This is a genomic window from Streptomyces sp. NPDC089915 (genome assembly GCF_040684675.1).
Classification (GTDB): Bacteria; Actinomycetota; Actinomycetes; order Streptomycetales; family Streptomycetaceae; genus Streptomyces.
In genome coordinates, this window is the sequence record NZ_JBFBGN010000023.1 from 1 (window position 1) to 13,049 (window position 13,049).

At 68.4% G+C, this 13,049-nt stretch carries 14 protein-coding genes and 1 tRNA gene; 5 read left to right on the plus strand and 10 right to left on the minus strand.

From position 1 onward, the window contains the following. Positions 1–72: 72 nt before the first annotated feature. Positions 73–1,098, minus strand: coding sequence for a hypothetical protein (locus AB0O29_RS10130; RefSeq protein ID WP_365148966.1), 1,026 nt, complete (start codon positions 1,096–1,098; stop codon positions 73–75). Positions 1,099–1,349: 251 nt separating this feature from the next. On the opposite strand from AB0O29_RS10130, the gene AB0O29_RS10135 reads away from it, so the two are divergent. Then, the gene (locus AB0O29_RS10135) at positions 1,350–2,300 is read left to right on the plus strand and encodes a Yip1 family protein (RefSeq protein WP_365148969.1); all 951 of its coding nucleotides are present in this window, start codon (positions 1,350–1,352) and stop codon (positions 2,298–2,300) included. Positions 2,301–2,389: 89 nt separating this feature from the next. On the opposite strand, the gene AB0O29_RS10140 is transcribed toward AB0O29_RS10135, so the two are convergent. Together AB0O29_RS10140 and dcd are read right to left on the minus strand one after the other, a co-directional pair. Continuing rightward, positions 2,390–2,887 carry a phosphoribosyltransferase gene (locus AB0O29_RS10140; RefSeq protein WP_365148972.1) on the minus strand — a complete coding sequence of 166 codons (498 nt, stop codon included), beginning with the start codon at positions 2,885–2,887 and terminating at the stop codon, positions 2,390–2,392. Next, entirely contained in the window at positions 2,884–3,471 is a 588-nt protein-coding gene (gene dcd, locus AB0O29_RS10145) for a dCTP deaminase (protein ID WP_125603638.1), read from the minus strand. Before dcd ends, AB0O29_RS10140 begins: the two co-directional genes overlap by 4 nt. A gap of 471 nt (positions 3,472–3,942) precedes the next feature. On the opposite strand from dcd, the gene AB0O29_RS10150 reads away from it, so the two are divergent. Beyond that, positions 3,943–4,013 (plus strand) — tRNA-Gly (locus AB0O29_RS10150). A gap of 399 nt (positions 4,014–4,412) precedes the next feature. Here the strand turns inward: AB0O29_RS10150 and AB0O29_RS10155 are convergent. The 4 genes from AB0O29_RS10155 to AB0O29_RS10170 form a co-directional block, all read right to left on the minus strand. Then, positions 4,413–4,739 carry a hypothetical protein gene (locus AB0O29_RS10155; protein ID WP_365148975.1) on the minus strand — a complete coding sequence of 109 codons (327 nt, stop codon included), beginning with the start codon at positions 4,737–4,739 and terminating at the stop codon, positions 4,413–4,415. After that, a complete protein-coding gene (locus AB0O29_RS10160) occupies positions 4,736–5,953 on the minus strand; it encodes a Shedu anti-phage system protein SduA domain-containing protein (protein WP_365148978.1) in 1,218 nt (405 codons plus the stop codon). Before AB0O29_RS10160 ends, AB0O29_RS10155 begins: the two co-directional genes overlap by 4 nt. A gap of 233 nt (positions 5,954–6,186) precedes the next feature. Further along, entirely contained in the window at positions 6,187–6,642 is a 456-nt protein-coding gene (locus AB0O29_RS10165; RefSeq protein ID WP_365148981.1) for an ester cyclase, read from the minus strand. A 53-nt stretch (positions 6,643–6,695) separates the two neighbouring features. Continuing rightward, positions 6,696–7,754, minus strand: coding sequence for an FAD-dependent oxidoreductase (locus AB0O29_RS10170; RefSeq protein WP_365148983.1), 1,059 nt, complete (start codon positions 7,752–7,754; stop codon positions 6,696–6,698). A 167-nt stretch (positions 7,755–7,921) separates the two neighbouring features. Between AB0O29_RS10170 and AB0O29_RS10175 the strand changes: the two genes are divergently transcribed. Further along, on the plus strand, positions 7,922–8,821 hold the full coding sequence (locus tag AB0O29_RS10175; RefSeq protein ID WP_365148986.1) for an RNA polymerase sigma-70 factor: 900 nt from the start codon (positions 7,922–7,924) through the stop codon (positions 8,819–8,821). A 78-nt stretch (positions 8,822–8,899) separates the two neighbouring features. On the opposite strand, the gene AB0O29_RS10180 is transcribed toward AB0O29_RS10175, so the two are convergent. The 3 genes from AB0O29_RS10180 to AB0O29_RS10190 form a co-directional block, all read right to left on the minus strand. Continuing rightward, entirely contained in the window at positions 8,900–9,094 is a 195-nt protein-coding gene (locus AB0O29_RS10180) for an antitoxin (protein WP_365148989.1), read from the minus strand. Positions 9,095–9,198: 104 nt separating this feature from the next. Continuing rightward, positions 9,199–9,960 (minus strand): Eco29kI family restriction endonuclease, encoded by a 762-nt coding sequence (locus tag AB0O29_RS10185; protein WP_365148992.1) that lies wholly within the window; start codon positions 9,958–9,960, stop codon positions 9,199–9,201. A gap of 52 nt (positions 9,961–10,012) precedes the next feature. Then, entirely contained in the window at positions 10,013–10,786 is a 774-nt protein-coding gene (locus AB0O29_RS10190; RefSeq protein ID WP_365148995.1) for an Eco29kI family restriction endonuclease, read from the minus strand. A 123-nt stretch (positions 10,787–10,909) separates the two neighbouring features. On the opposite strand from AB0O29_RS10190, the gene AB0O29_RS10195 reads away from it, so the two are divergent. Together AB0O29_RS10195 and AB0O29_RS10200 are read left to right on the plus strand one after the other, a co-directional pair. Beyond that, on the plus strand, positions 10,910–12,214 hold the full coding sequence (locus tag AB0O29_RS10195; RefSeq protein ID WP_365148998.1) for a DNA cytosine methyltransferase: 1,305 nt from the start codon (positions 10,910–10,912) through the stop codon (positions 12,212–12,214). Next, on the plus strand, positions 12,211–12,987 hold the full coding sequence (locus AB0O29_RS10200) for a very short patch repair endonuclease (protein ID WP_365149001.1): 777 nt from the start codon (positions 12,211–12,213) through the stop codon (positions 12,985–12,987). Before AB0O29_RS10195 ends, AB0O29_RS10200 begins: the two co-directional genes overlap by 4 nt. Positions 12,988–13,049 lie beyond the last annotated feature (62 nt).

The following is a 13,049-nucleotide window of genomic DNA, read 5'->3' on the forward strand; positions in this document are numbered from 1 at the left end:
GCAAAATCCAGCCCCGCCGGCGTTTGAGGCGCGGGGGTCCGGGGGCGGAGCCCCCGGGAACGAGACCCCGGCTCAGCCGCGCGGACGGTCCCGCAGGACCGCGAAGCCCAGCCCCGCCGCGCCGATCGCGGCCATCCCCCCACCCGCGGCGAGCAGCACCGGCGTGTCCGCCTTCGGCGTCGCGTCGACCCCCTCCGCACCGGCCTTCACCCCGCCCTTCGGCACGACCCGCCCCCGCTTCCCGGCCTCGTACCGCTCGATCAGCTTCCCGGTGGCGAAGTCGTACACCCAACTGTCCCCGCCGCCCTTGCCGTCGATGACGACGAACTTCACCCGGTCCCCGTCCCGGACCAGCTTGTACGTCCAGCCGTCGTTCACGACGCTCGGGTTCTTCAGGTCGATCGTGCCGAGCACGTTCCCGTTCGGCATGGAGATCTCGACCCGCTTGCCCTTCGGCCCGCCGTCGATCAGCTTCGCGATCCGCCCGTCCGGCATGGTGATCCGGACCGGGGCGCCCTTGCGGCCCTCGTCCTTGCGCTCCGGCTTGGTCTCCGGCTTCGGCTTCGGCTTCTCCGGGTTCGGCTTGCCGCCGCCCTCGACCCACGAGGTGACGGTGCCGTTCGGCTGGAGGACGACGTGCAGCCCGTTGTTCTGCCCGTACGCCGGCTTGCCGCCCTTGCTGACCAGGGTGTCCAGCTTCGTACCGCCGGCGAAGAGGTCCGCCTCGAAGTGGTCCGCGCCGCGCTTGTAGACCTTCGCGACCGACCCGTCGGACAGCTTCACGGTGGTGACGTACACCCGCTTCCCCACCGACGGCTTCGGGTCGACGGACGGCTTGGGATCAACCGAAGGCTTGGGATCCACCGAGGGCTCCGGGTCCACCGACGGCTTCGGATCAACAGACGGCTTCGGATCAACGGACGGCTTCGGATCAACAGACGGCTCCGGATCCACCGCCGGCCGCTCCACCCCCGGCAGGACCTGCGGCTCCGGCCCCTCCGGCGAGTCCGCGAAGGCGGACCCCACGGGCAGCGCCAGTACGGCGGCGGCGCCGGTCAGGACGACGGCGGTGCGGAGGGTGGGGGTGGTGCGGCGCATGGCGGGGCTCTTTCCTTGCTCGGGAGACCTTCACTTGCCCTGCTCGTCGAGGACGCTTCCGAAGCTACGAGCCCCAGCCATCGGCAATCCGTCGGCAATGTAACGAACAACCGCAAAAACCCCAGCAGCTCCGTAAACCGCCCAAACAACCCACCCCCACACCCCCTAGGGGATGTCACAGCTCAGCCGCAAAGGCCCCGTTTCCACCCGCTCGGCCACCACCGCCCGCCGAACCGGGTACTTTCGATCACGTGGCTGGATTCAGGATCGGACGGGGCCGGGACGACAACCGCCCCCCGCAACAACCCCCGCACATGCCGCGGCAGCAGCCGTACGGCCAGCAGCAGGCGCCCCAGGCGCAGGCGCCGTACGGCCATCAGCCGTACCCGCCCGCGGGCGGCCCGCCGCCCCAGCAGCAGTGGCCCCAGGCGGGCGGCGGCGCGGGCGGCGGTCACGGGGAGCCGGAGTACTTCGACCCCTACGGCGGCGGCCACCACCAGCAGCCGCACCCGCACGCCCCGTACGAGGCCCCGTACGACGGCCCGTACGAGCCCTCGTACGCCGACAACCCGGGCCACACCCAGGCCTTCTCCGTCGGCGAGGACCCGTACGGCCAGGCCGCGACCTACCACTCGGGCGGCACCTCGCCCGCCCCGGCGGGGCCGCGCCTGCACTGGAAGGACCTGCTGCGCGGCATCGTGCTGCGGCCCGGGCCGACCTTCCTCCAGATGCGCGACTACGCCGTCTGGGGTCCGGCGCTCACCGTCACCTTCATCTACGGCATGCTCGCCGTCTTCGGCTTCGACAAGGCGCGTGAGGACGCGATCAAGGCGACCCTCACCCAGGTGATCCCGATCGTCCTGAGCACCGGCGTGGCCTTCGTCGTCTGCGGACTGATCCTGGGCGCGGTCACCCACACCCTGGCCCGCCAGCTCGGCGGCGACGGGGCCTGGCAGCCGACCGTGGGCCTGTCGATGCTGGTCATGTCCATCACGGACGCGCCGCGCCTGCTGGTGGCGGTGTTCCTGAGCGGCGACAACATGGTCGTGCAGATCCTGGGCTGGCTGACCTGGCTGGCGGCCGGCGCGCTGTTCACCTCGATGGTCAGCAAGTCGCACGACCTGCCCTGGCAGAAGGCGCTGGGCGCGTCCGCGATCCAGCTGGTCGCACTGCTGTCGATGATCAAGCTCGGCATGCTCTGACCGGGTTCCCCCGGACACGGACACGGACACGAGGAAGGGGCCCGTCGCGCACACGGCGCGGCGGGCCCCTTCCTCGTGCTCCGGGTCTCTCAGGCGTCGAGGATCTGGCCCTCGCGCTTGACGACCGGCGGCTCCGTCGACCACGGGAACTCGATCCAGTCGTCGGTCTTCTTCCACACGTACTCGCACTTCACGAGCGAGTGGGACTTCTCGTAGATCACCGCGGAGCGCACCTCGGCGACGTGGCCGAGGCAGAAGTCGTGGACGAGCTTGAGCGTCTTCCCGGTGTCGGCCACGTCATCGGCGATGAGGACCTTCTTGTCGGTGAAGTCGATCGCCTCGGGCACGGGCGCCAGCATGACCGGCATCTCCAGCGTGGTGCCCACGCCGGTGTAGAACTCGACGTTCACGAGGTGGATGTTCTTGCAGTCCAGCGCGTAGGCCAGACCGCCGGCGACGAACACCCCGCCCCGGGCGATGCTGAGGATGATGTCGGGCTCGTAGCCGTCGGCGGCGATGGTCTGCGCCAGCTCGCGGACGGCGCTGCCGAACGCCTCGTAGGTCAGGTTCTCGCGTACTTCGCTCATGCCTCGTGCCTCACCTGGGTGCGGTGGAAGTTCTGGAAGGAGCGCGAGGCGGTCGGCCCGCGCTGCCCCTGGTACCTGGAGCCGTACCGCTCGCTGCCGTACGGGAACTCCGCGGGCGAGCTGAGGCGGAACATGCACAGCTGCCCGATCTTCATGCCCGGCCAGAGCTTGATCGGCAGGGTGGCGAGGTTCGACAGCTCCAGGGTCACGTGACCCGAGAACCCGGGGTCGATGAACCCGGCCGTCGAATGCGTCACCAGGCCCAGGCGGCCCAGGCTGGACTTCCCCTCCAGTCTGGAGGCGATGTCCTCGGGGAGCGAGATGACCTCGTACGTCGAGGCCAGGACGAACTCACCCGGATGCAGGATGAACGCCTCGTCCCCCTCGGGCTCGACCATGCGGGTCAGGTCGGGCTGCTCGGTGGCGGGGTCGATGTGCGCGTAGCGGTGGTTCTCGAAGACCCGGAAGAACCGGTCGAGGCGTACGTCGATGCTGGAGGGCTGCACCATCGACTCGTCGAACGGGTCAATGCGAACCCGTCCGCTGTCGATCTCGGCCCGGATGTCTTTGTCGGAGAGAAGCACGTCCCGAGGATACGCAGAGCGCGCGGGCCGCCCCCAATCGAGAGCGGGCCCGCGCGCCCCGTACGACCGCCGGAGGCGGCCCTACCGCTTGACGCCGCCCACGGGCACCGCGTGCCTCAGCCGCGCGCACCGCGGGCACCGCAGCAGCCGCCCGGGCCCGATCCGGCCGGCACCGAGGTGCTGCAGCGGGAAGGAGGCGGTGCTGAAAACGTGCCCTTCGGCACAACGGACGACTGTGTGCTCCATCGAGTCCCTTTCCCCAACGAGCCGTACTGCGATGAATCGCCACATTAGGGGATGAACGGGACCCACTCCAGCCGCCGCTCCGAACCCCAAAGGTACGCCCCAACTCCCGCACCCATGACGCCTGGTGCCCCACCCTGAAGACGACGCCCACCCGGGCGGATTCACCGGGGGTCGATCATGGGGTACAGTGTGCAACGGTAGGGATCCAGGCAACTGGACCACTCTGCGGATGTAGTTTAATGGTAGAACATGAGCTTCCCAAGCTTATAGCGCGGGTTCGATTCCCGTCATCCGCTCGTGAACGAAGGCCCAGGTCAGCGACCTGGGCCTTCGTCGTTGTCTAAGCCTCTCCATCGAAGACTCCCCGTGCGTGAGAGGGGGGTGGGGTCGGAGCCCCATCGGGATCCCGGAGCCGAAGCTCGGGGAGCCCTGTCCGGCCACCCCCCTTGGCCGCCGTGTTCCTCAGCGGGAGCTTCGAACCCGCCCATCACGTGGTCGGAGGCTAACGCCGACCACTGACACTGGCCGGCAGTTGCCGGCGTACGGATGCCGACGTGGGCGGCGGCGTCGGCCACCGTCGCGGCGAGCCAGCCGACCGCGTCGCAGGACCACTCCGCCAACTCGGCTGACAGAGTCAGCGAATGCCCAGGTCAGCGACCTGGGCATTCGTCGTAGCCCACTCTCCGAGCGACGTGTCAGCTGCACTTCTGACGCAGGTGGTGGGAGGCCGCCAGGCATGAGGACAGCCATGTCGCCTCCTGCCGATCGATGATCAAGTCGCCGACGGTGATCACTCCGTCCATGACGCTGCCGACCCGTATCGAGTGGTCGCCGACGCGGAACATCTGCCAGTCGGCGTCGCTGTGCCAGAACCGAGCGGTCTTCTCTCCCCGACACTGGGCGAAGACGAGCTCTTCTCCGTGCTCGTTGAGGAAGTAGCCGACATAGTCCTTGCCTGTAATCACGCCACCGCACAGGCGAGCCAGCAACCGTTCGATCGTAGGCCGGTTGTCTTCGGTCATGCTGCGGGCTCCTCAGACTGGTCGGAATCCTGCTGCGCCGACGCGAGGGCCAGCATCCGGGCAGCTGACTCCAGCAGGGTTTCGTACGTGATCACTTCAATGCGCGCCGCGTGTGTGTTGTAGGTGCGGAGTGTCTCCGCGATGTCCTGGGAGGTAATGCCGCCACTAACGAATCGCGAGTGCCCGATCACAACCGTTGCCGAGGCTCTGCGGGTATCAACTCCATGGTCCGCGAGGATGGCATCGCGGTTCTCGTCCATGGTGCGGAGGTAGTTCTGCGCCTGCGACACCGCGTGGTGGGCCGCGGCACCCAACATGAGGTGGCCGCTGCGGCGAATCACCAGGTCCTTGATGTTGGCACGCTTGAGTTCCACCACGTGAAGAGAGCCATCACCACGCAGAAGCGGGATATCCAGAATCGTGTCCATGGCGTACTGCCTACGTGCCAGTTCTGCCACGTAGGCACCACCGAAGATCCACTCCTGATTCTTGAGACGGGTGTGGAGGGCGCTCTCCGAGCTCGTCTCGTCCTCCACCACAGTGCGCAGAGCATCGAGACCCGCTCGGCGGGCCTTCAGCTCCAGCAACTGCGCGAGCAAACCCGCGTCGGCATCCGCGAGAAAGTCGCCCACCATCCGCGCCGCCGCAGTAGAAGCCGGTCGCGGCAGGTTCCTCAGGACAAGCTCCATGTGCCCGTACTGCTGGAGTCGCCTCCTCTCTCGAGTGGGCAGCCGAATACCCCCCTCCCCCGCACCGAGGCCCAGGTGGTCCACGGACAGGGCTATGCCGCGAAACAGGTCCCGTACATCGGCCACCGTTGCCTCGGGGTCGTCCTTGGTAAGGGCGTCCAAAACGTCCACCACTCGATCAGCGCCCATGGCCACCAGCCTGCGCATGCCTTCCTCGCTACGGTGGCGAGCGTCCTCGTCGTAGTAGTTCTCCAAGATTTCGAGGAACAGTTCGCCGCCGGCGTAGGAGGCGAAGCGCTGGAACCGCTGCGCAAGAGGAAAGTCTCCGAGCAGGATCGATTCCTTGGCGACATCTTCCAAGGCGTTCACCAAGGGCCTGCCCTTGCCGTACCCGGTCCCGCCGAAGGCAGGACCCATGACGCGCAGCACTGCATCGATGCGCTCCAGCACGCTCGGGTGCTCAGTGAGCTCCCGTGCCCCGTTGACCATCTGCCAGAGCGTGTACCCAGAACGGAATGTCGTCATGCGGTGACCTTAGAAGGAGGCACTGACGACGACGCCGGGTTCAATAGATCTCGGCCGAAACGGCTCGTTGAAAGGAGTCGCCGCCTGCACTGAGTTGACATTTCCAGGTGCGATTCCCGTCATCCGCTCTTGAACGAAGGCCCAGGTGAGCGACCTGGGCCTTTGTCGTTGTCCACTCTCTCAGGGCTGACTGGAGGCCCCACCCTGGGTCTTCCCGGCGGGAGTTAGCGTGATTACCGAGGATTTCCCGGGAGCACGCCGAGCTGGCGCAGTTGTGCGAGGACGTCGACTACACCCCAGACCTCGGAGATGCGGCCGTCCGTGAAGCGGAGGATGAAGATCTCGGCGTACGTGACTAGTCGGCCGGTCGCCGGGTGGCCTCGGTAATCGCCGAGGTGGGTGCCGGTCACCGTGTTCCGGGAGACGACCCTGTCCCCCTCGGCGATCACGTCCTCGACCGCGAAGTGGAGGTCGGGGAACGCGCGGAGGAGGACCGTCCACACCTGCTTGAGGGCCTGTATGCCCGTCGCGCTGCTGGGGACTGGCGCGTGGAAGAGGAGTTCGGGGTCGAAGACCTCGTCGATCGTCCTTGAGATCAGGTCCGTGTCGCCCGTGTTCACGGCCTCGTGGAAGCGGGCGAACGCCGCCTTGTTGATCGCTGTTGCCCGAGCTGTCTGAGCTGCCGACATGTGCGCTTTCTCCTTGGTGGGTGAGTGGGTGCCGGGGCCGTTCGGGTCCTGGTTCAGGCCCCGGTGCCCGTGCGGGCGGCGAACTTGCCGCCGCGGGAGGCCAGCTCCTTCAGGAGGACCGCGGTGCGGCCGGTGACGTACCCACGTCGGAGGGTGTCGTCGGGGTGGGTGAACTGGCCCACCGCCTGCTTCCGTCCGAGGGTGACGGCCCGGCCGACGTACCGCGGGGAGTACGGGCCGGGCGTGCGGCCCTCGGCCAGGCGGGCCAGGGCGTCGGCCGCGTGGGCGGCCTGCGGGCCGGCGAGTGCGCAGGCGAACCGGGCTCCCGGGACGGCCGCGCAGTCGCCCACGGCGAAGATCCGTTCGTCGTCGACACAGCGGAGGTACTCGTCCACGAGCGCGCGGCCCTCCGGGTCCACCCGCAGGCCGCTGCGGGCCGCGAGACCGGGGACGCCCGACAGGATCGCCCACAGGGTCAGGCCGGAGGCGAACGCCGCTCCCGAGCACAGGTGCACGACGCCGTCGGTGACCTCCGTGACCCGGTCGTCCACGATGTCCACGCCCAGCCCCGCCAGCCCGGACCGGACCCGCTCGCGCGCCCGGCCGGAGAAGCCCCCGGCGACCGAGGAACCGACGAGGCGCACCCGGAGGTCCGGCCTGGCCTCGGCCACCTCGGCCGCCGTCTCGATGCCCGTCGCGCCGCCCCCGACCACCGTGACCGTGCCACCCGCGGGCAGCGCGGCGAGGGCCGCGCGGGCGCGTTCCGCTCCCTCCCAGGTGCCCACGGGGACCGCGCCGGGCATCGGCCGCACGCTGCTGCCCATGGCGAGGAACGCGTAGTCGAAGCCGATGTCCGTGCCGTCGCCGAGGGTGAGGACTCCGTCGCCGATCCTCTCGGCGGTACCGACGCGCGAGGCGATCCCGTCGCGGAGCATCGAGGCGAGCGGGGTCGCCGCGGCGGCGGTCCCCGCCAGCCGCTGGTGCAGCCGTACCCGCTCCACGAAGTCCGGGCGCGGGTTGACCGGCGTGATCTCGGCGCTCCTCACCTTCCGCGCGATCCGGTTCGCCGCGAACGTGCCCGCGTATCCGGCGCCCACCACTACGACCTTCATGTCGGCCTCCCCGTCTCGTTGATCGGTCGGACATGAGATGCCGGCGGGCCGGATCCTGTGACCGCCCTCCGGTGTGGCGGCGGTCACATGCCGTACGGCGTCACAAAGCGGCGGGGTGCGGCGTCCTGTAGAGGACACCGTCGAGGCGAGAAGCAGGAGACACCGGCATGAACGAGGACGCCCCCCGGCCCGACCCCGCCACCGAGGCGTTCGTCGCCCACCGCAGTCTGCTCTTCACCGTCGCCTACGAGATCCTCGGCTCGGCGGTGGACGCGGAGGACGTCCTCCAGGAGACCTGGCTGCGCTGGGCGGGCGTCGACCTCGCCGCGGTGCGGGACCGGCGCGCGTACCTGGTGCGGATCGCCACCCGCCAGGCCCTCGGCCGGCTGCGCGCGCTCAGCCGGCGCAAGGAGTCGTACGTGGGCCCCTGGCCGCCCGAGCCGCTCCTCACCGTGCCGGACGTGGCCGAGGACGTGGGGCTGGTCGAGAGCATGTCGATGGCGATGATGCTGGTCCTGGAGACGCTCGCGCCGACCGAGCGCGCGGTCTTCGTGCTGCGCGAGGTCTTCGGCCTCGGGTACGAGGACATCGCGGCCGCCGTCGGCAAGACCCCGGCCGCCGTCCGGCAGATCGCCCACCGGGCGCGGGCGCACGTGGCGGCGCGCCGGCCGCGCGGCGCAGTCTCCGCAGCCGAGAACCGGGCGGCGCTCGCGGCCTTCCAACGGGCCCTGGAGACGGGCGACCTGCGGAACCTGCTCGACCTCCTCGCCCCGGACGTCGTCGCCCTGAGCGACGGCGGCGGCATCAAGCAGGCCATGCCGCGGCCCGTCGTGGGAGCCGCCGCGGTGGCCCGGGCGCTGGCCGCCGGCGTCGCGGTGTTCGGCCCGCTGGTCACGGTGGAGCCGACGCTCGTCAACGGCCACCCGGCTCTGGTCATGCGCGCCGACGGAGCGATCGACATGGTCGTGGCCGTGCGGATCGACGACGGTCTGGTCACCGGGCTCTACTCGGTGCGCAACCCCGAGAAGCTGACGCGGATGGAGCGTGAGACCGCCGTCAGCCGGTGAGTCCGGGGGCGGGGGACGCGGCGGCGCGGGTCCGGGTCGGTGACCCGGACCCGCGCCGACGTCAGGAAAGGCCTGCGTTCAGGGCTGCGGAGGGGTGTCCTGCGGCTTGTCGGTGCCCAGCTGTTCGTTGATCTTCTGCTGGGCCATGTCGACCTGGCTCTGGTACTTGTTGCCGGTCTTCGCGTCGAAGGCGTCGCCGGCCTTCTCGACTCCCTGCCGCGCAACGTCCTCGTGGCCCTTCAGCATGCCCTTGAGCTTGTCGAGCATCGACATGGCTTCCTCCTTGCGTGAGCCGCCACCCTCCAGCATCCGCGCATTCGCCGGGGGCCGCATTCCGGGGGCGAGGGGCCCGGGTCAGGGGGTCACGCAGAGCCGCTTCAGCCCTGTTCCTCCTCTGCCTGCTCGGCCTCGATCGCGAGGACCGCTTCCTCGGAAAGCTTGCCGCTGAGGAGATCCCGGATCAGCGACCGCGATGTCGCCGCCGACCTCTTGCTCGGCGTCGGCATGTTGTCGGGATGGGACCACCAGCGTCCGGGATGCAGCTCGTCCCAGGCGGGCCGGAAACTGTCCTTCCTCCGGTTCGCTCCGGGGTCGTGGTTCCCGAAGCCGTCGACAATGCTGTTCCAAACAGGCCGGTAGTGGCGGATGATCACCCGCTCGGCGACACTCACGAAGGCCTCGATCGCGACCAGGTGGCGAACCTTGAAATCCGAGACCTCCAGGTCGTGTACCTGCAGGAGCGATTGTCTGTGTTCGTGTATCCGGTCCCACAGCGTGGTGGCGTCAGGCTTCTCCTCGGCCATCCCCTTCCGCACACCTGTGGGACGTGCCTGCCCCACATAGACGGGGACAAGGCAATCGGGCGAGCTGATCTCCGCGTACAGAGGATTCGGACCGCAGTAGTACAGGGCGTAGATGCCACTCCCGTACACGGGGCTGACATCGTCCAGCGTCTCGGGCTGACGCTCCAGGAGCGCGGCCTCCACACTACGCCCTAGGTTTTCCAGATCCAGGGGGTTGTACGGAGCGGAGTGCCGTTCGTCGGCCGTCCTGCGCCAAGCTTTCGACTTCGGGCTCTTTCGCGGCGGCTTCCGCGGCGCGGGAAGCCCGGTCGAGGAGTCGGGGGAGATCGGCGGCATTTCTCGGTCCTCTGGTCTCGTCGCGTCTGGGGGATGAACTCTTCTGCCGCGCTCAGACATCCACGACACCGGTATTGCGGTAGTACCGCCGGGCACTGGGGTAGCTCTCGGCCTTCGGATACATGATCAGGTAGCCCGGGAGAGCGGTGATCTGCCACCCGTCCGGAAGCCGCTCGGCGATCGCCGTCAGCGTCTCGTGCGCCGTCACGTGCGTTCCGGGGAGTTCCACGGCGATGTCGTCGAACTCCTTCGACGCCTCGTACCGAAAAACGTAGGGAAGTTGCGTCTTGGTCTCCTGCAGCACGATGGACAGCGGCACGAGCTCGTCCACAAGCGTGCGCTCGGGCAGGGGCGCCCTCAGCTCGTACTCGAGGTCGATCGGGTGCTCATGATCGAAGTGTCCTTCGTCCACTTCGGTCGTGTCGCGCCGCTTTCCGGGGTCGTTGTTGCCGAACCCGTTGTAGTTCCAGGGCACCTCCCCCTGGCCCCTGTGCCGGTTGATCAGCAGCCGTTCAGGGGCCACCGCACCGAAGTCCTCGTCCACGTAGAGGCAGGTGAACGTCATCTGCTCGAGGGAGATGTTCGTGCGGCCGGAGATCTTCCGGTAGTGCTTCTCGATCCGCTGGGGAAGGCTGCGATCCGCCTTGCCCACGTAAACGAGGTCACCGTCCTTGTACAGCTGGTAGACGCCCGGCAACGGACGGAGTGACCGGATGTTCCCCATCGTGAGAGGCGCCGGCGCCAAGCCCTCGAGTGAGGCCGCGAGCTGATCGCCGAGCGCCTTGGTGATGCTCAGCTTGAACTCCGCATGGTTCTCAGGCGACACGCCCAGGCCCCCCTGACATGTGACAAGTGATCGTCGTCACCTTATCCGGTGAAGACGAGGAACATGGTGCGGGATTTCCGCAAGAGGCTCACTAGATCGACAACTCCGCGGTATGGTTTATTCATGTCTGAGCTGCGCGAGAAGCACCCCGAGGTGGGAACCTGTGTCGAGCTGTTCGCCGGTGGTGGTGGCCTCGCCATGGGCGTCCACAACGCCGGCTTCCGACCGCTACTGGTGAATGAGTACGCCAAGCGGGCTATCGAGACGCTCCAGACGAACGAGATGCCGGGCGGTGGCGAGTGGCCCCTGCGCCCCGGCGATGTCCGCGAACTCCGGGACGACTTCAAGCGGTTGGAGGGTCAGGTCGATCTCCTCGCCGGCGGCCCCCCCTGTCAGCCGTTCAGCCTGGGCGGCGTCGCCAAGGGCACGGAGGACGAGCGGAACATGTTCCCGCAGATGTTCCGCGCCATCCAGGAGATGCGGCCGAAGGCCGTCATCTGCGAGAACGTCCGGGGGCTCCTTCGGAAGTCCTTCGATCCGTATTTTCGTTACATCCTCAACGAGATGAGGCTCCCCTTCGTCGTACGCGAGGACGGCGCGACGTGGGAGGACCACAACGACGTCCTGGAGAAGCTGCTCGCCAACGACTCGGTCCCCGCTTCCGAGCGCTACATCGTGAAGCACCATCCCGTGAACGCCGCCGACTTCGGCGTCCCGCAGATCCGCCACCGGGTCGTGATCGTGGCCTTCCGCGCGGACCTCGGTCTGACCGAAGCCGACTGGGATGTCTTCGCGCCGAAGCAGACCCACTCGGACGAATCACTGATCCACTCCATGCGCGAGGGCGGGGAGTACTGGGACCGCCATCGAGAGGTGTCGGGCGAGGCGAGGGCACGAGTGCTCGCGAACCTGCAGCCCCTGAAGTACGACAACGCGAAGACCAAGGAGAAGCTCACCCTTCAGCCCTGGCGGACACTCCGCGACGCGATCCAGGGCGTCGACGAGTTTGAGGGGCGCTCCCTGCCGTTCGTCGACGAGAAGGCCGTCAACGGCAAGGAACAGGTCGGCGAGATCTCGGACCACTTCGGATGGCCCGGTGCCCGGGTCTACACGGGGCACACCCCCAATCTCCTCGACCGCCCCGCCAAGACGGTCAAGGCCGGCGTGCACGGAGTTCCCGGTGGCGAGTCCGTGATGATGATGGACGACCCCGCCTTCGACGGCAGCGGCTACCGCTACATGACGGTCCGCGAGACGGCACGGGTGATGACGTTCCCGGACGAGTGGACGCTCGCCGGTCCGCGCGGCGAGAAGATGCGACAGCTCGGGAACGCCGTACCTGTGAAGTTGGGCAAGGTGTTCGCTGACGCGGTCGCCGCCGCACTGGACTCGGTCAGCGCTCTGGAGAAGCCCGGCGGGAACCGGTGACGGGAGCGGCTTCCGGAACACAGCGGGGCTGGAACGACAGCCTGCCGCCAGAGAAGGCGTACAAGGCTCGGCCCTATCTGTCCCGGGACAAGCGGAGCGCGGAGCAGGACAAGGCGGCCGGAGGCCGCCACTGCCGGGCCGTGCCGCTCGGCGACGGCTCCCACGCGCGTGGGTCGATCCAGCTCCGGCTGTTCCGGAGGACCCGTCGCGTCCGCGCGTACCTCCGCTGGTCCAGCAATGGGGAAACAAGGGAGCAGTACGTCGGCGAGGTCCATGAGGCGACCCGCAAGGCGAACCTCGCCCTCGCCTGGGCGAAGGCGAGGGAGGCGGGCAAGGTGGTCGACGAGCCGCTCCCACCCAACTCGAAGGCGTCGTCGGTATCCGTCCGAGCGGCCATGACCGCCAACAAGGGGAAGGACACCAAACCGGAGCTGGCTCTGCGTACCGCGATGTACCGCAGGGGTCTGCGCTATCGGGTGGGTATCCGCCCATTGCCGGAGCTGCGGCGTACAGCCGATGTCGTCTTCCCCAAGGCAAGGGTGGCCGTCTTCGTCGACGGATGCTTCTGGCACGGGTGTCCGGACCATTACCGGCCCGCGAAGAGGAGCGGCGAGGGGTGGAGCCAGAAGATCAAGGACAACAAAGATCGTGACGCGGCCACGACGCTCGCTCTCGAGGCACGGGGGTGGGCGGTGTTGCGCTTCTGGGAGCACGAGGATCTGGAGCTGGCCGCCGAACGCGTCCAGACCGTGGTCGAGGAGCGAAGGTCCTGAACTGACCAGCTCTGCGGGTGCTCGCCGACTCGGCCCCCACGCGCCACCCATTCCCTAACGAA

What these genes read in the sequence shown, in the direction of transcription:
- AB0O29_RS10130 (WP_365148966.1), bottom strand. Translation starts at nt 1,098, where the DNA reads ATGCGCCGCACCACCCCCACCCTCCGCACCGCCGTCGTCCTGACCGGC.
- AB0O29_RS10140 (WP_365148972.1), bottom strand. Translation starts at nt 2,887, where the DNA reads ATGAGCGAAGTACGCGAGAACCTGACCTACGAGGCGTTCGGCAGCGCC.
- AB0O29_RS10155 (WP_365148975.1), bottom strand. Translation starts at nt 4,739, where the DNA reads ATGACCGAAGACAACCGGCCTACGATCGAACGGTTGCTGGCTCGCCTG.
- AB0O29_RS10160 (WP_365148978.1), bottom strand. Translation starts at nt 5,953, where the DNA reads ATGACGACATTCCGTTCTGGGTACACGCTCTGGCAGATGGTCAACGGG.
- AB0O29_RS10165 (WP_365148981.1), bottom strand. Translation starts at nt 6,642, where the DNA reads ATGTCGGCAGCTCAGACAGCTCGGGCAACAGCGATCAACAAGGCGGCG.
- AB0O29_RS10170 (WP_365148983.1), bottom strand. Translation starts at nt 7,754, where the DNA reads ATGAAGGTCGTAGTGGTGGGCGCCGGATACGCGGGCACGTTCGCGGCG.
- AB0O29_RS10175 (WP_365148986.1), top strand. Translation starts at nt 7,922, where the DNA reads ATGAACGAGGACGCCCCCCGGCCCGACCCCGCCACCGAGGCGTTCGTC.
- AB0O29_RS10180 (WP_365148989.1), bottom strand. Translation starts at nt 9,094, where the DNA reads ATGTCGATGCTCGACAAGCTCAAGGGCATGCTGAAGGGCCACGAGGAC.
- AB0O29_RS10185 (WP_365148992.1), bottom strand. Translation starts at nt 9,960, where the DNA reads ATGCCGCCGATCTCCCCCGACTCCTCGACCGGGCTTCCCGCGCCGCGG.
- AB0O29_RS10195 (WP_365148998.1), top strand. Translation starts at nt 10,910, where the DNA reads ATGTCTGAGCTGCGCGAGAAGCACCCCGAGGTGGGAACCTGTGTCGAG.